We start from the raw sequence: 23,032 nt of genomic DNA on the forward strand, positions 1-23,032 counted from the left end.
TCGGCACCAGCACCGACACCTGACGTCCGCCTTGCCTTCCACCGCCCGGCCGTTCACGCCGCGGCGCTCTCAAGTCTGCGCGAAAACAGGGGGGTTGGTGTGTCCAACCGATGAGCATCACACGTTTGGCCGCGCTCGGTCGTGAGGAACCGACGCTGCTCTCACTCGCCCAACGACTCCTCACGGTCGCCGAGTCGGGGCTGCCGTCCATGCTGCTGCCCGGCGGCGAGGCCTTCGCCTTCACCATGGCCGGGCGGCAGACCCCTGCCGGATCATGGGCCCTGGAGCAGCGTGGCACCAGCACCCGGTACGCGGCCATCACCGCTCTCGGTGTCCGGTTCCTTCCGGAGAACCGCCAGCGCGCGGTCCTCGGCGGGCGTACCGCCGAGGAGTTCACCGGTCTGCTGATCGAGTCGCTGCCCGGGGTCACGAACCTCGGTGACGCGGCGCTCATCGCCTGGGCCGCCGCCGAGACCGGGCACCCCAAGCTGTCCGACGCCGTGGCACGGGTCGACGCCCTGGACGAGGAGGGCCGGCCGCAGTACACCGTCGAGGCGGCCTGGGTGCTGTCCGCCCTCGCGGCGGCCCGGGACACGGTCGATGTGGAGAGACGTTTCTCCGAGGCCCGTGACCGTGTGCTGCGGGCCCGAATCGGCGACAGCCCGCTCTTCCCGCACGCCACCGGGCCCGGACTGATGCCCTGGTACCGGGCGCATGTGGCCTGCTTCGCCGACCAGACTTACCCGCTCCAGGCACTGGCCCGCGCGCACGCGAGCGGGGACGGGGACCCGGAGGCACTGGCCGCGTCCGAGGCGTGCGCCGCGCGCGTCTGCGAACTCCAGGGCGACGGCGGGCAGTGGTGGTGGCACTACGACGCGCGCACCGGCGGGGTCGTGGAGGGCTACCCGGTCTACAGCGTCCACCAGCACGCGATGGCGCCGACCGCGCTGTTCGATCTCACCGACGCGGGCGGCAGCGACTTCGGCGCGGCCATCCGCAAGGGCCTCGCCTGGATGACGGACGTGCCCGAACTGGGCGCACGCCAGGAGCCGTTGATCCTCGACGAGCTCGGTGTGACCTGGCGCAAGGTCTTCCGGGGCGACCCGAAGAAGGCCGTACGCGCCGCCCGGGGACTCTCCACCCGACTCGCTCCGAGCCTCCGGCTGAAGACCCTGGACCGGGTCTACCGCCCGGTGTCGGTGGACCGCGAGTGCAGGCCGTACGAGTTCGGCTGGATGCTCCACGCCTGGCAGGGGGGCCGGATATGAGTGAGCGCCGGACCCTCTTCGGGGTCGAGCTCGACCCGCTGACCATGGACCAGACCGTCGCACGCTGTCTCGAAGCGGTACGCGACGGACGGCAGCTGGAGATCGGCGTCGTCAACGCGGCGAAGCTGGTGAACATGCGGCGCGACCCCCGGCTCGCCGAGGCCGTGTCCGGCTGCGACCTCGTTCTCGCCGACGGACAGGCAGTGGTCTGGGCCGGCAAGGTGCTGCGCGCCCCGCTGCCCGAACGGGTCGCCGGGATCGACCTGTTCCTTCGGCTGCTGGCCGAGGCCGAGTCGGCGGGCATCTCGGTGTACTTCCTCGGCGCCAAGCAGGAGGTGCTGGAGGAGATGCTGCGCCGGGTGGCCGACCGCTTCCCCGGTCTGAAGGTGGCAGGCGGCCGCAACGGCTACTTCGACGACACCCAGCAGGAGGCCATCGCGGGCGACATCGCCCGCAGCGGCGCCCAGATGCTCTTCCTTGGCATGACCTCACCGAAGAAGGAGATCTTCACCGCCGCGTACGGCGCCCGCACCGGCGCCCGGGTCGTGCACGGCGTCGGCGGCTCCTTCGACATCCTGGCCGGAATCACCAAGCGGGCCCCCGCGTCCTGGCAGCGCTTCGGCGTCGAGTGGCTCTACCGCGCGCTCCAGGAGCCACGCCGACTGGGCAAACGCTACGTCACCACCAACACCGCCTTCCTTCTCATGACGGCGCGGGAGTTCATCCGGCTCACCCCGCAGACCGCTCCCGCGAACAGGAGTCACTGATGCGTGTCGTCGTGGTTGGACAGGGATACGTCGGCCTGCCGTTGGCCATCCGCGCCGCGGAGGTCGGCCACGAGGTGATCGGCTACGACGTCGACTCCCGGCGGGTCAAGAGCCTCGCCGCCGGTGAGTCCTTCGTCGAGGACGTCTCCTCCGAGCGGATCCGCGCCGCACTGGACAGCGGTGCCTACCGGCCGAGCGAGTCGGCCCGTGACTGCGGCGGCTTCGACGTCGCCGTGGTGACCGTGCCCACCCCGCTGCACGAGGGCACCCCCGATCTGCGGTACATCCGCGAGTCGGCGGTCACCCTCGCCCGGTATCTGAGACCCGGGGCGACCGTTGTCCTGGAGTCGACCACGTATCCCGGTACGACCCAGGAGATGTTCGCCCCCATCCTGGAGGACGGCTCGGGCCTCACCGCGGGCACCGACTTCCAGCTCGGCTACAGCCCGGAGCGGATCGACCCCGGGAACACCGTGTGGGGTTTCAAGGAGACCCCGAAGGTCGTGTCGGGCGTCGACGAGGCCTCGCTGAAAGCCGTTCAGGATTTCTACGCCGAACTCGTCGACACCACCGTGCCGGTTGGCTCGCCCAAGGAGGCCGAGCTCGCCAAGCTCCTGGAGAACACCTTCCGGCATGTGAACATCGCGCTGGTCAACGAGATCGCGATGTTCGCCCACCACTTGGACATCGACGTCTGGCAGGCCATCAACGCGGCCTCCACCAAGCCCTTCGGCTTCATGCGGTTCACGCCCGGGCCCGGCGTCGGCGGCCATTGCCTGCCGATCGACCCCTCGTACCTGTCCTGGCGGGTGCAGCGCGAACTCGGCCAGAGCTTCCGCTTCGTGGAGCTCGCCAACGACATCAACAACCACATGCCCGAGTACGTGACGCGCCGCATCAGCGACCTGTTCAACGAGCGGCGCCGTTCGGTCAACGGCTCGCGCATCCTGCTGCTCGGTCTGGCGTACAAGAAGAACACCGGTGACGCCCGGGAGTCGCCCGCGCTGCGCATCTCCCAACTGCTGCTCGACATGGGGGCCCAGGTCAGGGCGGCGGATCCGCATGTCGTGGAGAGCCTGCCGGTGGACACCCGGCTGGTGCGGGTCGATCCGGACCCCAAGGAGCTGGCCGCCGCCGACGTCGTGGTCCTGCTCACCGACCACGACGGCTTCGACTACGAACTCGTCGCCGAACACGCCCCGTTCGTCCTCGACTGCCGACGCCGTCTGCCCTCCGGACCCACCATCGAGGTGCTCTGAACCATGCCGCGCATCGTCTGCGTCGCCGGGGCCCGCCCCAACTACATGAAGATCAAACCGGTGATGGACGCCCTGGAGAGCCGGGGCGCCGAGGTGATCCTCGTCCACACCGGCCAGCACTACGACCCGGCAATGAACGACGTGTTCTTCGCCGACCTCGGCATCCGCCCTCCCGACCGCTTCCTCGGCGTCGGTTCGGGCACCCACGCCGAGCAGACCGGACGCGTGATGACCGCGTTCGAGCCGCTGATCGCCGAACTGGCCCCGGACATCGTGGTCGTGGTCGGCGACATCAACTCCACCCTGGCCTGCGCCCTGGTCACCGCGAAGGCAGGGCCGCTGCTCGCCCATGTCGAGTCCGGGCTGCGCAGCCGGGACTGGAGCATGCCGGAGGAGGTCAACCGGGTCGCCACCGACCGGGTCAGCGACTATCTGCTGGCCCCCTCCCCCGACGCCGCCGAGAACCTGCGCGCGGAGGGATACCGGGACGACCAGATCCACCTCGTCGGCAACGTCATGATCGACACGCTGCTGAGCAATCTGGAGCGGGCCCGGGCCTCGGACGTCCTCGACCGACACGGCCTGACCAAGGGCGAGTTCGGCCTGGTCACCCTGCACCGCCCGGCCAACGTGGACGACCCCGAGATCCTCGCCGGGCTGCTGAAGGCGCTCGGCGAGATCGCCGGCCGGCTGCCGTTGCTGCTGCCCGTGCATCCGCGCGCGGCCGGCCGGCTGGCCGACATCGGCGTACCCGGAGGCATTCAACTCGTGCCGCCCGCCGGGTACCTGGACTTCATCGCCCTGCAGGACTCAGCCCGGATCGTGCTGACGGACTCGGGCGGCATCCAGGAGGAGACCACCGCGCTGGGCGTGCCGTGCGTGACCCTGCGGGACAACACCGAGCGGCCCATCACCGTCGAGCAGGGCACCAATGTGCTGGCCGGACGGGACCCGGCATGCATCGTGGCCACCGTCAACCGGGTCCTTGACCAGCCGCCCGCACCGCGCCGCCCCGACCTGTGGGACGGGCACGCCAGTGACCGGATCGCCGAGGTGCTGCTGGAGGGAGGAACGGCGAGCACCCGACCCAGACCCACTGACCAGAGCCTCCCCATATGATCCGCTTGCAACATATGCTCGTCGAACATAAGATCGCTGGGGGGAACGACCATGGATCTCGCTGAGATCTTCCGGGTCATGCGCAGGCGCTGGTACGTCCTGCTGCCCGGACTGCTGCTGGCCGCCGGCCTGACGTTCGCCGTCACCGTGGTGGTTCCGGTCACCTACCAGTCCCAGAGCACGGTGGTTCTCCTCAACTCCCAGAAGGCCACCAAGGCTTATGACGGCAACCCCTTCCTGAGCACCCAGACCTCGCTCACCGGCATGGCCGACAGCCTGGCCCGCAACCTCAACTCCGATGTGTCCGTCCGGGAGCTCAAGTCCCGTGGCGCCTCAGGTACGTTCGAGGCCAAGCTCGCCGACAACGCCCAGGGCCCGCTCCTGTGGCTGACCGTCACCGGCACCGACAAGAAGGCCGTCCTGACCTCGGACCGCCTCCTGACCGCGTACGCCAAGGAGCGGCTGAAGGAGTTCCAGGAACAGCAGTCGGTCGACCAGAACGCCATGATCCGTATGAGCACGATCGTCTCCCCGCAGACGCCTGCGGCGCAGACCAAGACGCGGCTCGAGTACATGATCATGGCGGGAGGCGCCGGCTTCGTGCTCACCATGGTCGCCGTCTTCTACGTGGAGGCGCGCAAGAGGTCCCAAGGGCCCACGGCCGGGGAGGAGTTGGCGTCGGCGCCGGAGGAGGCGACGCCCGCCCCGGACCCGGACCCGGACTCGGACCCCGCCACCGTCCCCGCTCCGGTCGATCCGGCCAAGGAGTCGGTCGTGGAGGAGACCCTCGCCATCCGGCGCCCGCCCAGCTGGACGCGGTCCCGCGAGGACGGTTCGGCCGCAGAGCCCACCACGCAACGGCCCGTCATGGCCGTAGCGTCCGCAGCAGAGCCGCTCGACGAGGAGTCGACTCATGGACACCGCCCGCGCACCGGACAGAGAGACCGGTGAGACGAGCGAGGCCCCCGTTCCTCCCGCTCCCGCGCTCACCGCTGCTCACGTTCCCGCACCGTCCCCTCCCCCTGCCGCCGATTCCCTCGGCCGCAAGGTCCGTTCGGCGGCCCGCTGGAGTCTGATCAACACCGTTGTCATGCGCCTGGGCACCTTCGCGACCGGCATCGTGCTGGCGCGCTTCGCCCTGGGCCCCGCGGAATGGGGCGTGTACGGCGTCGCCCAGACCGTGCTGCTGGTCCTGCTGTCCGCGAACGAGCTGGGTGTGGGACTGGCCATCGTGCGCTGGGAGGGGGACGCACGCCGGTTCGCGCCGACCGTGCTGACCCTCAGCACCCTCTCCAGCGGACTGCTGTATGTGGCGCTGTTCGCGGCGGCGCCGACGGTGGCCGGTCTGCTCGGCTCGCCGGACGCCGCGGGCGTGCTGCGGGTGATGTGCCTGTGCGTGGTGATCGACGGGGTGGCCCAGGTACCCGGCAACTTCCTCACCCGTGAGTTCGCCCAGGGCAAGCGGATGGTGATCGACGGGCTCAACTTCGTCATCGGCACCTCGGTGACCCTGCTGCTGGCCTTCGAGGGCTGGGGCGCGATGAGCTTCGCCGTGGGAGCCGTGGCGGGCAACGTCGTGACGCTGGTCGGCTGCGGGCTGGCGGCCCCGGGCACCCTGAAGTACGGGTGGAACCCCGAACAGGCCCGCGCGCTCCTGCGGTTCGGCCTCCCGCTGGCGGGGGCGAGCATGCTGGCCCTCGCCGTGGTCAACGTCGACACCATGGTGGTGGGTGCGACGCTCGGCAACGTCTCCCTGGGTTTCTACGTGCTCGCCTTCAACATCTCCGGCTGGCCCGTGCGGATCATCTCCGAGGCCGCCCGCCGGGTCTCCTTCGCCGGGTTCTCCCGGCTGGCCGAGTCACCGCAGATACTCGCCCAGGGCTTCAGCCGTGCTCTGGGCGTCCTGATCACCGGGACCGTGCCGCTGTGCGTCCTGCTGGGCGGGCTCGCGGAACCGGTCATCCAGCTGATCTACGGCGACCGGTGGACGCCCGCCGCCGCGGCACTGCCCTGGCTGATGGCCCTCGGACTGATCCGGATCGGCGCGGAACTGGCGTACGACTGCCTGATCGCCGTAGGCCAGCGCCGCTCCCTCTTCCTGGTGCAGGGGCTGTGGCTGGTGGCCCTGATCCCGGCGCTCCTCGCCGCCTCCCACCTGAACGGCATCGTCGGCGTCTCCCAAGCCCATGTCGTGGTCGCCGGCGGTCTGGTGGTGCCCGTGTTCCTGGTCGCCCTCGGCCGGGGCGGTATCGGCGTGGGCCGGATCGCCAGGGCCTGCGCGTGGCCCTTCCTCGGCGGGGCCGTGATGGCCGCGGTCGTCCTCGGCCTGGAACCGCGGTTCGGCGACAGCCGGCTCGCGCTCCTCGCCATCGGCACGATCGCCCTGGCCGGTTACACCGTGTGCGTACTGCCCAGCCGCGACTTCCTGCGCGGCGTCGACCGGCCCCACCGGGGCCGACACCGGCCGTCCGCGCCGGTGCCGTCCGCCCAACAGGACATGAGGTGAGCCGGATGTCACGGCGTATCGGCCGGAGTCGGATCGCGGGGCTGCTGCTGGCGGCCTTACTGGCGATCACCGCCACGGCATGTTCGGGAACCGACAAGTCGGCGTCACCGCGCCCGTCGGACGTTCCCTCGGCGTCACCGAGCGCCGTCCCGTCGACCACCACCGCCCAGGTCTCGCAGACACCCACCCCCACTCCACCGTCACCGACGCCGAAGCCCTCCACGACGGCCGGTGCGTCCAGCAGCGCACCCGCGGCCAGGACCACCTGCACCTCCCCGGGCGCCTGCGGCTTTCCCGACGCCGACACGACCGGCCACCGGACCAAGCTCACCCCGCACAAGACCGGGTACATGGCCGTCCGCACGAACGGGCTCGTGATCCGGGGCTGGGACATCACCGGCTCGCTCGACATCTACGCGAACAACGTCACCGTGATCGACTCCAGGATCACCTCGGACAACTGGTGGGGCATCAACCTGCGCCCCGGCTACAGCGGCCTGAGGGTTCTGCACTCCACCATCACCGCCGTACCCGGTAAGGGGCCCGACAACGGCGGCGTCGACTACGCGGTCTCGAACATGGGCGGCAGCTCCATCGAGGTCGGCTGGTGCGACGTCTCGGTGTTCGGCGACGCCCTCTCCATGGGACAGGGCAACATCCACGACAACTACGTCCACGACATCGTCCCGTTCGTGAACCTGGGCAAGGAGTGGCAGCACACCAACGCGGTGATCAGCGGCGGCGGCAACACCGGACACCTGGTCATCCGCCACAACACCCTGCTGAACGCGACCAGTCTCAAGCAGGGGGCCTCGGGCAGCATCGGCCTGTTCGCGGACACCGGTGTGGTCCGCAACGTCACCGTCGACGACAACTGGATCGCGGGCGGCGCGTACGCCCTCTACGGCGGGAGCACCGGCGCCACCGGGATCAAGGTCACCGACAACATCTTCTCGACGCAGTACCACCCGGCCTCCGGGGGATACGGCGTGGTCGCCCACTGGAACGCGGGCGGCGCAGGAAACGAGTGGCGCAACAACCGCATGTCCGACGGCCGCCTGGTGACGCCGGAGCCGTCCTCGTGAGCGGGGGCATGACGCGCCGAGTGGCGCGGGCGCCCTGGACGCTGCTCAAGGCGGTGTTCGGCTGGCTGGTGCTCTTCGAGGCGAGGAACAAGGTCCTCCTGGCCCCCTCCGCGCTACGACTGCGCCGGATCGAGGACGCCGAGACCCGTCGGCTCGCCGCCGGTCTCCCCTCCCTGCCCTCCGCTCTGGTCGCCACGGTCATCGCCACGCACCGCCGCCCCGAGGCCCTGCGCGCCGCGGTCCGCTCGGCCCTCGCGCAGAGCGTCCGCGACCAGGTCGTCATGGTCGTCGACGACGGCGCCGGGCTCCCCGAACTCCCGGACGACCCAAGGCTGTTCGCGGTCTCCCTGTCGGCCAACACCGGCACCGCCGGAGTCGTCCGCAACGTCGGCATCCGCCTGACCCGCTCCCGCTACGTCGCCTTCCTGGACGACGACAACCTCTGGGAGCCGGACCACCTCGCCAAGGCTCTGGAGGCACTGGAGTCCCCGGGCGGCCCCGACGGCGTCTATACGGCACTCCGCCGCGTCCTGCCCGACGGAACCGACCGGGACGTCCTGTCCGTGCCCTTCGACCGGCGCCGGGCCGCCCGCGAGTCCTTCCTCGACACCAACGCCTTCGTCGCCCGGCGCACCCGCGCCTTGCGCTTCAGCCGTCTGCGCCGGACACCGGAGGTGATGCCCCGGGAGGACTGGGAGCTGATCCGCCGGTACGCCCGCAGGCACCGGGTGCGGCATGTGCCGTATCCGACCGTCCGATACCTGATGAACCCGGCGAGCTTCTACACCCGGTGGTGACCGAGCAGTCGAAGCGCCCCTCGCCCTCGCCCTCCCTCACGACCACAGGTGGTTGATCCCGTGCCCCGATCCCGCGCCCTCAGAAACAGATTCGTCGACGCACCCGGTTCCCTGGGCGAACGGCTGCGCATCGCCCGCTGGGAGCGGTTCCGGCGCTGCTTCCCCGGCATCGAGAACATGAGCGTCCTCGACCTGGGCGGGACGGCCGAGATGTGGCTGCGGGCGCCGGTGCGCGCCAAGCACGTCCATCTGATCAACCTGGAGGCGCATCCGGCCGAACTGCCCGACTGGATCACCGCCGAGAACGCCGACGTCACCGACCCCGAGGTCGCCGCCGAGCTGAGCCGGCAGGGCGGCTACGACATGGTGTTCTCCAACTCGACCATCGAGCACGTGGGCGGCCACAGCCAGCGCCGGCTGTTCGTCGCCGCGGTGGAGCAACTGGCCCCGCTGCACTGGATCCAGACGCCGTACCGCTACTTCCCGGTCGAGCCGCACTTCGTGGCACCCGGCTTCCAGTTCCTGCCGCTGGCCGCCCGGGCCCGTCTGGTACGGCACTGGCCGCTCGTCCACAGCCGCCCCGACAGCCCGGAGTCGGCGATGAACGCCGTGATCAACATCGAGCTGCTGACCCGTGCCGAGATGCGCTACCTGTTCCCCACATCGACCCTTCTCAGCGAGCGGGTGCTCGGTGCCACCAAGTCGCTCATCGCCGTACGGACGGAGTCGTGATGCTGAACAACCTGATCAACAGACATGACGCGGACCGGCTGCTGCGCAAGGTCCGCAAGCTCGAACTCGACCCCGTGCTCGCGAAGTTGCGGGTGCGCGGCGGTGCCCGGGTGGTCCAGCACTGGTCCCAGGTCGATCCGTCGCTCACCGAGTGGTGGGCGATACCGGCGGTGATCAAGCGGTGGAACCTGCTGATGACCGGCGACGCGGAGACGTCCTTCCCCGAGTACGTGGCCGCCAAGCACTTCGCGCCCCGCACCGATCTGCGCGGGCTGTCCCTGGGCTGCGGAACCGGTGGCAACGAACTCCTCTGGGCGAAGACCGGCGCGTTCGGCCTCCTGGAGGGCGTGGACGTGGCCCAGCAGCGCATCGACTTCGCGACTCAGGCCGCCGCCGAGAACGGCCTCGCCGACGTGCTCCGCTTCCGGGTCACCGACGTCAACCAGATGACCAGCGACGGCGAACGCTTCGACGTCCTGCTCGGCCTCCAGTCGCTCCATCACTTCGACAACCTGGCGGAGACCCTGCCCCGCCTGTCCCAACTGATCGAGCCTGACGGCCTGTTCGTCATCGACGAGTTCGTCGGCCCCACGCGCTTCCAGTGGACGGACGCGCAACTCGACGCGGCGAACGCGTTGTTGGCCCAGCTTCCGGAGGAGCGGCGGCGGTTGGCGGACGGCCGGATCAAACATCGGGTCATCCGCCCCAGCAGACTCGCCATGGTCCTGGACGACCCGTCGGAGGCGGTCGACGCGGCGGCGCTTCTCCCGGGCCTGCGCCGCCACTTCGAGGTGGTGGAGGAACGCCCTTACGGCGGCACGGTGTTGCACATAGCGTTCTCCGGAATCGCCCACAATTTCAGGGACCAGGAGCCGGAGACACTGGAGCTGCTGGAGAGGTGCTTCGCGGCGGAGGACGCGGCCCTGGCGGAGGTTGGGCACGATTTCGTCGCGATGGTGTGCCGGGTTCGGTCGTAGCGCGTGTGCGGGTTCGTTGTGGCTGGTCGCGCCCACGCGGCGGAGCCGCATATCGACACAGCCCCGCGCCCCTAAAGGGGCGCTGCTGAACCCGGCGTATGCAGAGTCGCCGGGTGGACCAAGGCCACCACAGCTGCCCGACTGGCCCGCCTCCCCAACAGCGCCCGCAACACCTCCCGAAGCAGCACAGCCCCCCGGAACGCCCCCGTCGCAACCACCCCATGCCGACGCCGATACAACCGAACCCGATTGACCACCAGCAGCGACCACAGCCGAGGCGACACCTGGGACTCACCCCCCAGGTGCACCGCTTCCGCCGACGGCTCCAACTGCGTCGCATACCCAAGATCCCGCGCCCGAAGGCAGTACTCGGTTTCCTCCGAGTACAGGAAGAAGGACTCGTCCCAGGGACCGCAGTCCGCCAAGCACTCCCCCGACACGGCCATCAGCGCACCCGTCGCCCAGTCCGCCCGAGTCGGCTCCCGATAAGCCGCAGGATCGGTGACCAGCTCGCTCAGCAACGGAAACCGCCCGGCCCGCCGGTTGCCTATGACCGCCTCTCCCAGCGCCCGCAGCACGCTCGACTCACGCCGTAGCGAGAAGTGCGGTGTGTCCCGGCCCTCTTCGTACAGCAGGGGTACGGCGATCCCGACCCCGCCCCCGAGGCTGTCCACGAGTCGTTTCGCACAGCCCTGCCGCATGCGGATGTCAGGGTTGCAGATCAGTGCCGTCTCGTACTCCCCGGCAGCGGACAGCGCCGCGTTGACCCCGGCCGCGTACCCCGCGTTGCGCCCGGTCTGCACGACCTCCGCGTCCGGGGCCAGCGTCCGCAGCACCTCGACGGTGTCGTCGGCGGAGTCGTTGTCGGCGACGACGAGCCGCCAGTCGAGCCCTGCCATGCCGTCGGGCAGCGCGGCGAGGAACCCGGGTAGCACCGAGGCGCTGTTCCAGGTGACGACGATGACGGCGACGGTGCTCATCGGGACTCCACGAGTTCGGGAAGCTTGGTGTCGGACACCTCACGGGACACGGGGACCTCGGCCACCGAAGAGGCTGCCGCCTCCCGGCGCACGAAGCCGAGATAGCTCCCGCCCGCGCCCAGCACCAGGAAGAACATCCCGGCGTACATGGGGAAGCTCAGCGCGTCGAAGGTGGCGCTGATGACCAGGGCGACCAGAGCGGACGCGAGGAATGCCTGTCCCAGCTCTCGGTCCGAGTCGTTCCGGGCCAGCCGGCGGATCGCGCCGCCGGTGTGGATCCCGGTGATGAACAGGGCGGCCAGCGCGACCAGTCCCAGGATGCCCATCTCGGCCAGGGTCAGCATGTACTGGTTGTCCGTGAAGAAGTACAGGTCGGGAGTGAAGGTGCCGAATCCCCGCCCGAACCAGGGGTGTTCGTGGAAGTAGGGGACGATCGCGCTGTACTTCACGGTGCGGGCCTGGGTGCTGCTGTCGGAGTTGGACAGGAAGCTGGCGAACAGGTTGGTGATGGTTCCGATCAGCCCGGGGATGATCACCTTGAACCCGGCCACCGAGCCCGTGATCAGGCCGATCGCGGCCCAGCGGCGCTGCGGCTTCCAGCGGGGCACCATCACCAGGATCACGATGAAGGCGCCGATGATGGACGTCCTGGACACGGTGAGCGGGAGAGCTCCCGCCATGATCGCCACGGGGGCCCAGCGGCGCAGGGCGCCGGCGTGCCGTCGTACCGGATCGAAGGCCTGATGGACGGCGAAGGGCACCAGGATGGCCAGCATCCCGCCGAACTCCAGCGGGTGGGCCGTGGTGGAGCGCGGCCGGGTGAACGAACCGCGGTCCATGGCGCTGATCCCGGCCGTGCTCGACTGGAGGCCGGGGATGTGGATGGAGTCGGCGATGTTGGTCGCGGCGAAGAAGTCGTAGTAGCCGATGAGGGCGACCACCGTGCCCAGGACGACGAGCCGGCGCATCAGAGTCTCCAGCCGGCTGCGTTCCTGGATGCCGGCCGAGGCCAGCACGACCAGCGCCACCCAGACCCCGAGTCCGATCAGGCCCCGGTCGGCTCCGAGGACCTCCTCGTGGGAGCTTTCACGGGTGGCGTCGGCGAGGTAGGACAGCAGCACCGCCGCGGCGAGCAGGCACATCACCACGCGTGGCAGTCGGGTGCCCGGTGCCGGGAGGATGCGTCCGCCGAGCCAGGTCGCGAGGTACCAGAGCAGTCCGAGCAGGGCGAAGACGTTGGCCGGGGTACCGACACCGCCCAGCGCGGGCAGGGTGAGGTTCGACGGCACGAAGAAGGCAAGGCCCAGATAGCCGGTAAGGATCGTCGTGGCGTCCAGGCGGCGGACCAGCAGTCCTCTGGGCGCCTGCTCGGGCGGCTGGGCGCGGTGTCGGCGGGGGACGTATCCGGCCACGGCCCGTCCCCGGCGGCGGACCACGGCGACGCCCTCGGCGAGGATGGACAGCAGGAAGGCGCTGCCGAGTCCGGCGATGACGACCGCCGCGATGCTCTGGTACCGGCTCTTCGGCTCCGAGACCGGCGTCTGCGGCAGGACGACCGGCGCGGTCTGCACCAGGTATGTCTTCGGCACCTTGGAGGCGGCCTGAAGGGCCTTGAGCTGCTCACCGGTGAAGTCGGTGAGGATGGTGGTCTCCTTGAGCACCTTCGCCTGGTCGGTACCGGTGACGCTCAGGGTGAGCAGCGGGCTGTCGGCGTCCGGGGCGAAGCCGACCGTGTAGCGGTCGGTGACCCCGCGGGAGTGCAGTTCCTTCGCCGAATCGCTGGACTGGAGCGTCCTGATCAGTACATCGGCCGTGACGACCAGCGAACCGCCCGCGTTCGACAGGGGGTTGCCGAAGGTCGGCGCCAAGTCCGCGATCGCCGTGGAGTCGAGCAGGGTGACGGAGCTCTGGGACTCGTAGGACACGGGGACGGTCCGGTAGAGGTACCCGCCCGCGAAGAGACTGAGCAGGGTGAGGGGCACCATGAAGTACCAGCGCCTGCGCATGATCGCCAGAAGGTCGGCGAGACTCATGAACTCTCCTTCCGGCCCGGCGATCGGGTGGCGGCCCGCTCCGGCGCCTGCGAGGATCGGTGCCGACGGAAGGAATCCCTGTGTCGCCTCGTGACGTCGCCGAAGCGCTGCTCCGCCGCTGGTACGTGCTGCTGCTCGCGCTCCTGCTGACGGCCGCCGGAGCCTACCAAGTGCTGCGCCCCGCACCGCAGTACCTGAGTTCGGCGGTGGTCGTCCTCAAGCCGCCGGTGACCGGGAACCAGCCGAACCAGCTGACCAACCTCCAACCACCGCTTGCCTCGTTGTCGTACGGCGTCATCCAGCAGCTGGAATCGGCTGCCGGGCACAAGGAGTTGAAGGCCGCGGGGGTCGAGGGGACGTACCAGCTGATCCCGCGCAACAGCGGCACCAGCGCGACACCCGCCTATCTGATCCCTTCGGTACAGGTGCAGGCACGGCGGGGCTCCGCCGCCGAGGCCGACGCGGTGGTCCGGCAGGTCATCGAGGTGTACGGCAAGCACGTGGCGGCCCTCCAGGAGGCACAGGGGGTCGCGACCGGGGCGCGGATCAGCGCCTCCGTCCTGGTCGCCCCGAGCTCCGCCCTGATGCAGGGCACCAGGAGCCGCGCACTGGCCGGTACGGCACTGCTGGGCGCGCTCACCGGAATCCTGGGCGCGCTGTGGTTCGACCGGTTCGCGCGGCGCCGTGGGAAGGACTTCCCAGGGCCACGGCTCTACTCGGACGAGGTTCCGGTGACGGGCTGAGCCCCGGGAGCTGAACGTCTTCATCAGATTCCGCGGCGCTTCCAGGACTCCCACCACAGCCACTCGCGGCCCCGCTCGGCGACGGCCGAAAGGATCAGCGGCTGGAGATACGGCATCGCCTTCGGTCCGATCCGTCGTCTGAGCCGCAGCGCGCGGTACTCGGGCAGGGTCCGGTATCCCGGCAGGCACTGCTCGGCGAACGCCACGCACTCGTCGACCGGGACGACGGCGGTACGGCCCCGGTCGTAGGCCCGGTAGGCGCGGCGCAGCGCGTAGCGGGCGAGCCGGGTGTGGACCTGTTCGGCGAGGCGGTCGGCGTGGGGCAGCCGGTCGGCGCACTTGGCGAGGGCGGAGTCGTAGGCGACCAGGCGCTGGCGCAGGTCGTCGAGCTGGCCGCCGAAGTCGGTGGTGGACATGTTGTTCCCGTGGACGCGGTAGAAGGCCTGGTCGGCGCCGCGTATGTAGCCGACGTCGGCGTGGGCGGCGAGCCGCATCCACATCTCGATGTCGCCGGCGTGCGGCAGGGCCGGGTCGTAGCCGCCGACCTCGCGCTGGAGGCTGGTGCGGACGACGACTTCCGGTGAGGTGATACAGCCGGTGCCCTCACGGAAGCGCCTCTCCAGCCACCACTGGCCGGGGTAGACGACCGAACCGGTGCTCCGGGTGCGGGCCGCGGGCAGCGGGCCGCCATGCTGGAAGCGCAGGGGCCGCCCGTAGGCGAAGCCCGCCTCGGGGTGGGCGTCGAGCAGTGCCGCGGCCCGGACCAGCGCGCCGGGCACCAGGCGGTCGTCGGCGGAGAGCAGGGCCACGTAGTCGCCGTCGGCCCACTCCATGAGGCCTTCGTTGTACGTGGCGATGTGGCCCTTGTTGGTCGCGTGGACGAGGACGTCGATCCGTGGGTCGGAGGCCGCCAGTTTCTTCGCCGTCTCGGCCGAGTCGTCCGGTGAGGCGTCGTCGATGATGAGCACCCGGACGTCGACGCCGTCCTGCTCGTCCAGGACGCTGCTCACACAGTCGGCCAGGAAGTGGCCGTACTTGTAGCAGGGGATCACAACACTGACGGTGCTCATGTGTGGGGGCCAATCCCCGGTGGTGGCCCCCGCCGCAGCGGGCGGAGGCCACCACCGGTGGGTTCTGGTCGGTCAGTTCTTCTTCGTGCGGACGGTCTTGCTGCTCAGGGTCCAGGTCCTGGACTTGACCGTGTGGCGCTGCTTGTCCCTGGCCACGACCGAGATCCTGAACCGGGTGCCGTCCGGCAGCGGGGTGGTGAGGTGGACGGACACCTTGTGGGTGGCCCGGTCGTAGGAGGTGACGGCCTTGACGTGGAGCTTCCTGGCCGCGGCCGCCTTGGCGCCGGGCAGGACGACCAGGGTCGCCTGGACGGATGTCGGCTTGGCGGTCGTGGGCAGGCTCATCACCAGGGGGCTGTCCGCGTCCGCGGTGTACTGCACCGAGAACTCGGTCACCTCCGAAGCGGTGGCCGACGCCAGGGACGCGCTCGGGTCGTCGGCGGTGAAGAGCGGGCCGACCCAGTAGTTCGCGGATCCGTAGGACCCGTTGGGGAAGGCCGTTTCGCTGCCGTACTTGTAGAGCCCGTTGTGGTGCGCGGTGGTGTCGGCGGTGGCGGTCAGCGGATAGGACTTGTGGGCCGACGCGAAGTAGCCGCCGTCCACCGCGTAGTTGCCGTTCGGCGCGTGGTAGGAGGCCACGTACGCGGTGCCCGCGGTGACCGCCACCGGTGTCGCGAAGGTCATCGTCTGCCAGCCGGACGCCGTCTCCGCGGTGAAGGTGCCGGTGGCGAGCAGCGTGCCGTCGTCGGACCACAGGCTGCCGGTGTGGGTGCCGGTGTTGGTTGCGCCCTTGTAGAAGGAGACGCCGGTGATCCAGCCGTCCGCCGAGGACGTGAACCGGGTGCCCAGCTCCACGGAGTTGGGGTCACCGGTGACCGCGGTGGTGGCCGGTACCGCGCTCGCGTTCCACAGGGTGCAGGGGCAGGTGACCGCGGGCGGGGTGGAGCTGGTGGTGAAGCTCCAGGTCACCGGATCCGCCATGGCGTTGCCCCAGACGTCCGAGGCCTGCACGGACGCGGTGTACGTGGTGTGCAGTTCCAGTTCCGTCGACGGGGTGAAGGTCGCCTTGTTCGACGCGGGGTAGGTGAGGGCGCCCGGCACGTTGTTGCCGTCCGGGTCCTTCAGGGTGAACGTCACGTTGTCGGTGTCGACGGCCGCGCTGAAGGTGGCCGACACCGGCGCCGTGATCGACGCTCCGGTCGCCCCGGACGTCGGGGAGGTGGAGGAGACGGTGGGCGGGGTGGTGCTGGCCGTGGAGGTGTCCAGGACCACGTCGACCCAGTAGTTGCTGCCGGAGGAGGCCGAGGACGGGAAGGCGCTGGTCGAGCTGTAGCGGTAGACGCCGTTGCCGCCGTCGGTGCCGGACTTCAGGGCGGTGAGCGGGGCGAGGCCCGCATCGCTGTTGGAGAAGTAGCCGCCGTCGTAGGAGTATCCGCCGTTGGGGGCGAAGTACGAGGCGACGTAGGTGGTGTTGGCCTTGACGGTGACCGGGGTGGCGAAGTTCAGCTGCTGCCAGCCGGAGGCCGTCTCGTTGGTGAAGGTGCCGGTGGCCAGGCGGGTGCCGGAGGCGGTCCACAGGCTGCCGATGTGGGTGCCGGTGTTGGCGGTCGACTTGTAGAAGCGGACACCGGTGACCGAACCGGCCGTCGTGGTGCGGAACTTGACGCCGAGCTCCAGGGGACCGCCGTCACCCGCGTTGACGGTGCCGGGGACCGCGGTGGCCGGCCAGACGGTGCAGGGGCAGGCCTGGGGGCCGACGGTCACCGGGATGGTGGTGACCGCGCCGATGTTGACGCTGTCGTCGACCGCGCGGACCTTGATGGACGCCGAACCGGGGGCCGTCGGGGTCCAGCTGTAGTTCCAGGACGTCAGGCCGGTGGCGGCCTTCCAGGTCGATCCGCCGTCGGTGGAGACCTCCACGCGGGACACCACTCCGCCGCCGGAGTCGGTGGCTGTGCCGCTGATGGTGACCGGCTTCAGCGCCGGGACGGTGACCCCGGAAGCCGGGCTGGACACGGTGATCGCCGGGCCCGTGGTGTCGGTGGAGGCCGTGGCGGCGACGAGGTTGCTCTGCCGGGTCAGCGGCTGTACGCCCATGTCGGCGAGGATGTTCACGGTCGCCTGCTGCATGCGGACGTCCTCGGTGACCACCACGTCCTCGGGGTCGTACGTCGGCAGGTTGGTCAGACCCCAGGACCACTGCACGGTGCCCGCGCCGAACACCAGGGCTCCCGAGTCCTGGTCGCGGAACTCGACGAGGTTGTGGGTCGCGGTGCCGTTGCCGTACATGTTGCCCCAGTCGAGCCGGAACTTGCCGTCGTTGATGTCCACGGTCGTGGACGACACGTCGATCGCGCCGGCGGGTCTGGTGCTGTTGTCGAGGTCGCTGTCCCACTCGTAGCCGAGGGTGCCGGTCGGGAAGGTGGCGGTCTGGCTCGAAGTGAGGCTCGCGATCGAGGTGTTGCGCCAGATCCGGTTCTTGCCGTACGACCCGGGGACGGTGATGGCGTCGGCGCGGTAGCCGTTCACGGTGAACATGGAGCCGGTGAGGATGTTCGGCGGCTGGTAGGACTGGCCGTAGTTGGTGCTGGTCGGGTCCATCCAGGTGCCGGTCCACTCGCCGCTCGGGTCGGCGACGCCGTTGTTCTGCGCCATCTTGGTCATCTTGTAGCAGACCAGGGTGCGGTTCGAGGTGCTGGTGCCGTCGATGCTCGGGGTCAGCCGGGTCTTCCAGAACACCTCGTTGCCACTGAAGAACCCCTGCCGCACGCCTGCCTTCCGGGCCGCCAGGACGTTGCTGTACTGGCTCTGCGTCCAGTACTCGTCATGGCCCGAGGACAGGTACACCTTGTGGTTCTTCAGCAGGGTGGCGCCATTGGTCGACACGTCCACGCCGGAGAGGTAGCTGACGTCGTAGCCGTTGCGCTCCAGCCAGGACAGCATCATGTACTCGGAGCCGTAGATGCCGTTGTCGCCGCCGATGTCCAGCGGCCGGTTGTAACTCACCTCGTAGGCACGGCCGTCGGGCGCCGGGCCCGCGCCGCCGTAGAGGTCCTGGCCGCCGTAGTCGTTGTAGGCCTGCCAGGTCTGGTCACTGGTCTGCACGACGATGTCGGAGGTGCTGGAGTCCTTGCGGACGACGAACGGGTACGGCATCAGGCCGTCGCCGTCGGTCTGCGTGAGGTTGGCGATGTACAGGCCGGACACGGCGTCGCTGGGCACCGTCCAGCTCGCGGTCACGGGCCAGTTGCCGCAGTCGACCAGTCCTGTGCTGCTCTTGGTGGTGCAACTGGCGGGGCTGCTTGTGAAGTTGGCCGGGTAGGTCACCGCGGCCTGGGCCGCCGTCGACATCTGGCGGGCGCCGTCGCCGCCGTACCAGCCGAGGCGGTAGATCTGGATCTGGTACGACGTCTTCGACTGGACCTTGAACTGGACCGTGTCGCCCGCCTGGACGCTCTCCTTGGTGGTGAACCCCTGAATGTCACCGTAGGAGTTGGGTGCGTACCAGTCGGACATCGGGCTGCCCGTCTTGGAGTTCTCGCAGACCACGGGGTTCGAGCCCGACCCGCACGGATCGGACGCCGCCTGGGCGGACCCGGCCACCGGGAGCACCGCCCATATCAATGCCGCCACGACGGCGAGGCGACCGCCTCTGATCCGTCTGGTCCATCTGTTCATGTGTACCTCTCAGCGGTGCTGTGCCGGCCCGACCGGGGAAAGTCGGGGTGAAGCGGTGAAAGCGGTGACCGATCAGCGTCCGAGAGCGTCGATGAGCGTGTCGACGACGCGTTGCTGCTGGTCGGGGGTGATCTGGGGGTAGAGCGGCAGCGACAGGATCCGTTCCGCCGCCTGTTCGGCGTGCGGGAAGTCGCCCCGGGCGTGGCCCAGATCGCGGTAGGCCGGGGTGAGGTGGACCGGGGCGGGATAGTGCACCCCGGCACCGATGCCCTCGGCATTGAGCTTGCCGACGATGTCGTCGCGGTCGGCTCCGGCCACCTGAACGACGTACAGGTGCCAGACGTGGACGTTGCCGGGCTCCGTCACCGGGAGGACGACCCGTCCGGCGGCGGCCAGGTCGGCGAGGAGTTCGTCGTAGCGGGCGGCGGCCCCCCGGCGGGCCGCGTTGCCCTCGGCCAGCCGTTTGAGCTTGGCCCGCAGGACGACGGCCTGGAGTCCGTCGAGGCGGCTGTTGAAGCCGGGGACGTCGTGGCGGTACTTGGCGACGCCGCCATGGTTGGCGATCGCCCGTACCAGGCCGGTGAGTTGCTCGTCATCGGTGAGGACCGCGCCCGCGTCGCCGTAGGCACCGAGGTTCTTGCCCGGGTAGAAGCTGGTGGCCGCGATCCCGCCGCTGCCCGGTGTCCGGCCGTCGCGAGTCGCGCCCTGGCACTGGGCGGCGTCCTCCACGACCCGTACGCGGTCGGGCAGTTGGGCGGTCAGCTCCGTCACCTCGGCCATCTGCCCGTACAGGTGCACCGGCACGACCGCACGGGTGGCGGGGCCGACCGCGGCCAACGCGGCCTGGGGGTCCAGGAGATGGCTGTCGGGGAGGCAGTCCGCCAGGACCGGGCGTGCGCCGATCCTGGCGACGGCGCCCGCGGTGGCGATGAAGGTGTTGGCAGGTACGACGACCTCGTCACCGGGGCCCACTCCGCTGGCCCGCAGGGCGAGTTCGACGGCGTCGGTGCCATTGGCGACTCCGACGCAGTGCGCCACCTCACCGAACTCCGCGTACTCGCGCTCGAACTGCCGGACCTCGTCGCCGCCGACGAACGCGGTGTTCGCCAGGACCCGCTCGAATCCGGCTCGTACCTCGTCGGCGACCTCCTCATGGGCCGCCTTGAGGTCCACAAGCGGTATCTGGTTCATGTCAGCGGTCCCCCCACTGTCGGTGTCGCGAGTTCTTCCAGTGCGGGAGCGCCCGCCTCCCGCAGCCGTCGGGCCGGGCTCCCCACCCAGACCTCGCCCGGCGGAACATCGCCGAGCACGGCACTCCCCATCCCGATCTGCGACCAGGCGCCGATCGTCGTGCCCTCCCTGACCAGGGCCCCGGAGCCCACATAGGCCCCGCGCTCCAGTCGCACGTTCCCGCCCAGCCGGACACCGGACGTGACCGTGACGTAGTCCCCGACCACGTCGTCATGGGTGAGGACGACGTGGGGCATCACAGCGACATGGGCCCCGACCCGTACGGCGGCGGTCAGCGCGCAGTGCGCGAGCAGCACCGAGCCGGGACCGATCTCGGAGGTCGCCGACACCACCGCGGTCGGGTGGACCACGGTGGCGTAGCGGTCCGCGGGCAGGCCGAGGCGGCGGACCAGCCGGGCGCGGACCGCGTAGTCGCGTGGGTTGCCCACACAGATCACCACCCGCGCCTCGGGCAGTTCGTGGACCAGGTCGCAGCCGCCGAGGACGGGCACACCGTCCACCTCGGTGCCATGCAGGTCGGCGTTGTCGTCGAGATGCCCGAGCAGCTCGAACTCGCCCAGGTGCGTCACGGCCTGGGCCGTCTCCCGGGCGAAGCCGCCCGCGCCGACGATCACAAGTCCGGTCATCTTCGGGCCTGTTCACGCAGTGCCGCGACGACACGGTCCTGCTGGGCCTCGGTCATCGTGTGGAACAGCGGCAGGATCAGCGAGTCACGGCTGATCCGCTCGGTGATCGGCAGCGGAACGCCCGGGTGGCCCGCGTAGGCGGGTTCGAGGTGCGCGGCCATGATGCCGCGCCGGGCGGAGACTCCGGCGTGGGCGAGCGCGGCGAGCAGGTCGTCCCGGCCGACGGGGAAGTCCTCGTCGAGCAGCACCCAGTAGGACTGGAAGTTGCTCTGCCCGTGCGCGGGGTCGCGTACGGCGGTGAGGCCATGGATGTCGTGCAGCAACGCGTCGTAACGGGACGCCAGTTCGCGACGGCGGGCGATCATCGCGTCGAGCTTGTCCAGCTGGACCAGACCCACCGCGGCCTGGATGTCGGTCATCCGGTAGTTGAAGCCGACCTCCAAGTAGCTTTCCAGGACCGGCTTGTTGCTCGCATGGCGTTCCGCGGCCGAGGCGTTCATGCCGTGCTCGCGCAGCCGCCGCAGCCGGGCCGCCCACTCGGCGTCGTCGGTGGTGACCATGCCGCCCTCGCCCGTGGTGACGACCTTGCGGGGGTGGAAGGACCAGGCGGCGAGCAGCGCGCCGTGGCCGACGGGCTTGCCGCCGACGGTGGAGCCGATGGCGCAGGCCGCGTCCTCGACCAGCGGCAGGTCCCAGTCGGCGCAGGCGGCACGCAGGGCGTGCACGTCGGCCGGTACGCCGCCCTGGTGGACGGCGAGGACGGCCTTGGTTCGGGGGGTGCGGACCTGGTCCACGGTGGCCGGGGTCAGGTTGCCCGTGGCGAGCTCGACGTCGGCGAACACCGGCTCGGCGCCGACGTACCGTACGGCGTTGGCGGTGGCGATGAACGACAGTGAGGGCACCACGACCTCGTCGCCGGGGCCGACGCCGAGGGCGACGAGGGTGAGATGCAGGGCGGTGGTGCAGGAGCTGACCGCGACGGCGTGCTCGGCGCCCACCCGCTCGGCGAACGCCTCCTCGAAGGCGACGACTCGGGGACCCTGCGCGACCCAGCCGGACAGTACGGCGTCGGAGGCGGCCTTGGCCTCCTCCTCGCCGAGCCAGGGGATCATCACGGGGATGCGGTCGGTGCTCACTTGTCGGCCTCCTTGGCGGCGGCACGCTCGGCGCGCCACCACTGGACCAGGTCCCTGAGACCCGTGCGCAGGTCGATCTCCGCGGTGAAGCCGAGCCGTTCGGCGGCCTGGGTGGTGTCCGCGAGTCTGCGCACCACCGAGTTCACCGAGCGGGCGGGCCCGTGCACCGGCTCCAGGCCCTCGGCGCCCATCGCCTCCAGCAGTCCGTCGGCGAGTTCGCGCAGTGAGGTCTCGGTGCCGCTGGCGACGTTGAACACCTCGTCGGTGACGTCCGACTCGGCGGCCAGGATGTTGGCCCTGGCGATGTCGCGGACGTCGACGAAGTCCATGGTCTGGGTGCCGTCGCCGAGGATCAGCGGCGGCTCGCCCGACTCGATGCGCTCCATCCAGCGGATGAGCACCTCGGTGTAGAGACCGTGGATGTCCATCCGGGGGCCGTATACGTTGAAGTAGCGCAGGGCCACGTAATCGAGCCCGTACATCGCGTGGAAGCTGCGCAGCATGCCCTCGTTGAAGGCCTTCGCGGCGCCGTAGAAGGTGTCGTTGTTGTACGCGTGGTGCCGCTCTGTCGTCGGGAAGACCTCGGCCATGCCGTAGACGGAGGCCGAGGAGGAGGCGACGACTTTGCCGACGCCGGCCGCGGCCGCGGCCTCCAGCACGTTGAAGGTGCCGTCGACGAGGACCTCGTTGGCGAGCCTCGGCTCCTCCGCGCACTGCGTGATGCGGATCGCGGCGAGGTGGAACACCAGGTCGGCGCCCTCGGTGACCTTCCGTACGGTGTCGACGTCCCGTACGTCGCCCTCGACGACCTCCACCACACCGCTGGGCAGGGCCTGCGCGAGGTTGGCCCGCCGCCCGCGCACGAAGTTGTCGAGTACGACGATCTCGCGGGCGCCGCCCTCGGCCAGCAGGTCGACCAGGTTGGAGCCGATCGTGCCCGCTCCCCCGGTGACCAGGATCTTCTTGCCACGTACGCTGCTCAACTGCGGTTACCTCTCAGCGAAT

At 70.1% G+C, this 23,032-nt stretch carries 19 protein-coding genes; 11 read left to right on the forward strand and 8 right to left on the reverse strand.

Annotated elements, in window-relative coordinates:
• Nucleotides 1-110 precede the first annotated feature (110 nt).
• From ACI2L1_RS10425 to ACI2L1_RS10470, 10 genes are read left to right on the forward strand one after another with little or no spacing between them, the layout of a single operon-like run.
• Nucleotides 111-1,268 carry a hypothetical protein gene (locus ACI2L1_RS10425; protein WP_404738899.1) on the forward strand — a complete coding sequence of 386 codons (1,158 nt, stop codon included), beginning with the start codon at nt 111-113 and terminating at the stop codon, nt 1,266-1,268.
• Entirely contained in the window at nt 1,265-2,035 is a 771-nt protein-coding gene (locus ACI2L1_RS10430) for a WecB/TagA/CpsF family glycosyltransferase (RefSeq protein WP_404738900.1), read from the forward strand. The genes ACI2L1_RS10425 and ACI2L1_RS10430 overlap by 4 nt, the downstream gene beginning before the upstream one ends.
• Complete coding sequence (locus ACI2L1_RS10435; RefSeq protein WP_404738901.1) at nt 2,035-3,294, forward strand: nucleotide sugar dehydrogenase; 1,260 nt, start codon at nt 2,035-2,037, stop codon at nt 3,292-3,294. The genes ACI2L1_RS10430 and ACI2L1_RS10435 overlap by 1 nt, the downstream gene beginning before the upstream one ends.
• A 3-nt stretch (nt 3,295-3,297) precedes the next feature.
• Nucleotides 3,298-4,413 carry a non-hydrolyzing UDP-N-acetylglucosamine 2-epimerase gene (wecB, locus tag ACI2L1_RS10440; RefSeq protein WP_404738902.1) on the forward strand — a complete coding sequence of 372 codons (1,116 nt, stop codon included), beginning with the start codon at nt 3,298-3,300 and terminating at the stop codon, nt 4,411-4,413.
• A 51-nt stretch (nt 4,414-4,464) separates the two neighbouring features.
• A complete protein-coding gene (locus ACI2L1_RS10445; protein ID WP_404738903.1) occupies nt 4,465-5,364 on the forward strand; it encodes a chain length determinant protein in 900 nt (299 codons plus the stop codon).
• Nucleotides 5,327-6,919, forward strand: a complete 1,593-nt coding sequence (locus tag ACI2L1_RS10450) for an oligosaccharide flippase family protein (protein WP_404738904.1) — start codon at nt 5,327-5,329, stop codon at nt 6,917-6,919. Before ACI2L1_RS10445 ends, ACI2L1_RS10450 begins: the two co-directional genes overlap by 38 nt.
• A 5-nt stretch (nt 6,920-6,924) precedes the next feature.
• Nucleotides 6,925-8,004, forward strand: a complete 1,080-nt coding sequence (locus ACI2L1_RS10455) for a hypothetical protein (RefSeq protein ID WP_404738905.1) — start codon at nt 6,925-6,927, stop codon at nt 8,002-8,004.
• Between the two features lie 8 nt (nt 8,005-8,012).
• A complete protein-coding gene (locus ACI2L1_RS10460) occupies nt 8,013-8,801 on the forward strand; it encodes a glycosyltransferase family 2 protein (RefSeq protein ID WP_404738906.1) in 789 nt (262 codons plus the stop codon).
• A gap of 60 nt (nt 8,802-8,861) precedes the next feature.
• The gene (locus tag ACI2L1_RS10465; RefSeq protein WP_404738907.1) at nt 8,862-9,533 is read left to right on the forward strand and encodes a class I SAM-dependent methyltransferase; all 672 of its coding nucleotides are present in this window, start codon (nt 8,862-8,864) and stop codon (nt 9,531-9,533) included.
• Entirely contained in the window at nt 9,533-10,510 is a 978-nt protein-coding gene (locus ACI2L1_RS10470) for an SAM-dependent methyltransferase (protein WP_404738908.1), read from the forward strand. Before ACI2L1_RS10465 ends, ACI2L1_RS10470 begins: the two co-directional genes overlap by 1 nt.
• A 71-nt stretch (nt 10,511-10,581) precedes the next feature.
• Here ACI2L1_RS10470 and ACI2L1_RS10475 read toward each other — a convergent pair whose 3' ends face one another.
• Both ACI2L1_RS10475 and ACI2L1_RS10480 read right to left on the reverse strand, forming a co-directional pair.
• Nucleotides 10,582-11,490: a glycosyltransferase family 2 protein gene (locus ACI2L1_RS10475; protein ID WP_404738909.1), complete on the reverse strand. Its 909-nt coding sequence runs from the start codon at nt 11,488-11,490 to the stop codon at nt 10,582-10,584.
• Complete coding sequence (locus tag ACI2L1_RS10480) at nt 11,487-13,523, reverse strand: O-antigen ligase family protein (protein WP_404738910.1); 2,037 nt, start codon at nt 13,521-13,523, stop codon at nt 11,487-11,489. The genes ACI2L1_RS10475 and ACI2L1_RS10480 overlap by 4 nt, the downstream gene beginning before the upstream one ends.
• 80 nt (nt 13,524-13,603) lie before the next feature.
• Between ACI2L1_RS10480 and ACI2L1_RS10485 the strand changes: the two genes are divergently transcribed.
• A complete protein-coding gene (locus tag ACI2L1_RS10485; protein ID WP_404738911.1) occupies nt 13,604-14,266 on the forward strand; it encodes a hypothetical protein in 663 nt (220 codons plus the stop codon).
• Between the two features lie 23 nt (nt 14,267-14,289).
• Here the strand turns inward: ACI2L1_RS10485 and ACI2L1_RS10490 are convergent, their stop codons facing one another.
• The 6 genes from ACI2L1_RS10490 to ACI2L1_RS10515 form a co-directional block, all read right to left on the reverse strand.
• The gene (locus ACI2L1_RS10490) at nt 14,290-15,336 is read right to left on the reverse strand and encodes a glycosyltransferase (RefSeq protein ID WP_404738912.1); all 1,047 of its coding nucleotides are present in this window, start codon (nt 15,334-15,336) and stop codon (nt 14,290-14,292) included.
• A 72-nt stretch (nt 15,337-15,408) separates the two neighbouring features.
• Nucleotides 15,409-18,969, reverse strand: coding sequence for a DUF4082 domain-containing protein (locus ACI2L1_RS10495; protein WP_404738913.1), 3,561 nt, complete (start codon nt 18,967-18,969; stop codon nt 15,409-15,411).
• A 117-nt stretch (nt 18,970-19,086) separates the two neighbouring features.
• Nucleotides 19,087-20,205, reverse strand: a complete 1,119-nt coding sequence (locus ACI2L1_RS10500; RefSeq protein WP_404738914.1) for a DegT/DnrJ/EryC1/StrS family aminotransferase — start codon at nt 20,203-20,205, stop codon at nt 19,087-19,089.
• A complete protein-coding gene (locus tag ACI2L1_RS10505; RefSeq protein WP_404738915.1) occupies nt 20,202-20,891 on the reverse strand; it encodes an acetyltransferase in 690 nt (229 codons plus the stop codon). The genes ACI2L1_RS10500 and ACI2L1_RS10505 overlap by 4 nt, the downstream gene beginning before the upstream one ends.
• Nucleotides 20,888-22,027 (reverse strand): DegT/DnrJ/EryC1/StrS family aminotransferase, encoded by a 1,140-nt coding sequence (locus ACI2L1_RS10510; protein ID WP_404738916.1) that lies wholly within the window; start codon nt 22,025-22,027, stop codon nt 20,888-20,890. The genes ACI2L1_RS10505 and ACI2L1_RS10510 overlap by 4 nt, the downstream gene beginning before the upstream one ends.
• Nucleotides 22,024-23,010, reverse strand: coding sequence for an NAD-dependent epimerase/dehydratase family protein (locus ACI2L1_RS10515; protein ID WP_404738917.1), 987 nt, complete (start codon nt 23,008-23,010; stop codon nt 22,024-22,026). The genes ACI2L1_RS10510 and ACI2L1_RS10515 overlap by 4 nt, the downstream gene beginning before the upstream one ends.
• Nucleotides 23,011-23,032 lie beyond the last annotated feature (22 nt).

The organism is Streptomyces sp. NPDC019531 (assembly GCF_044903305.1).
GTDB lineage: Bacteria > Actinomycetota > Actinomycetes > Streptomycetales > Streptomycetaceae > Streptomyces.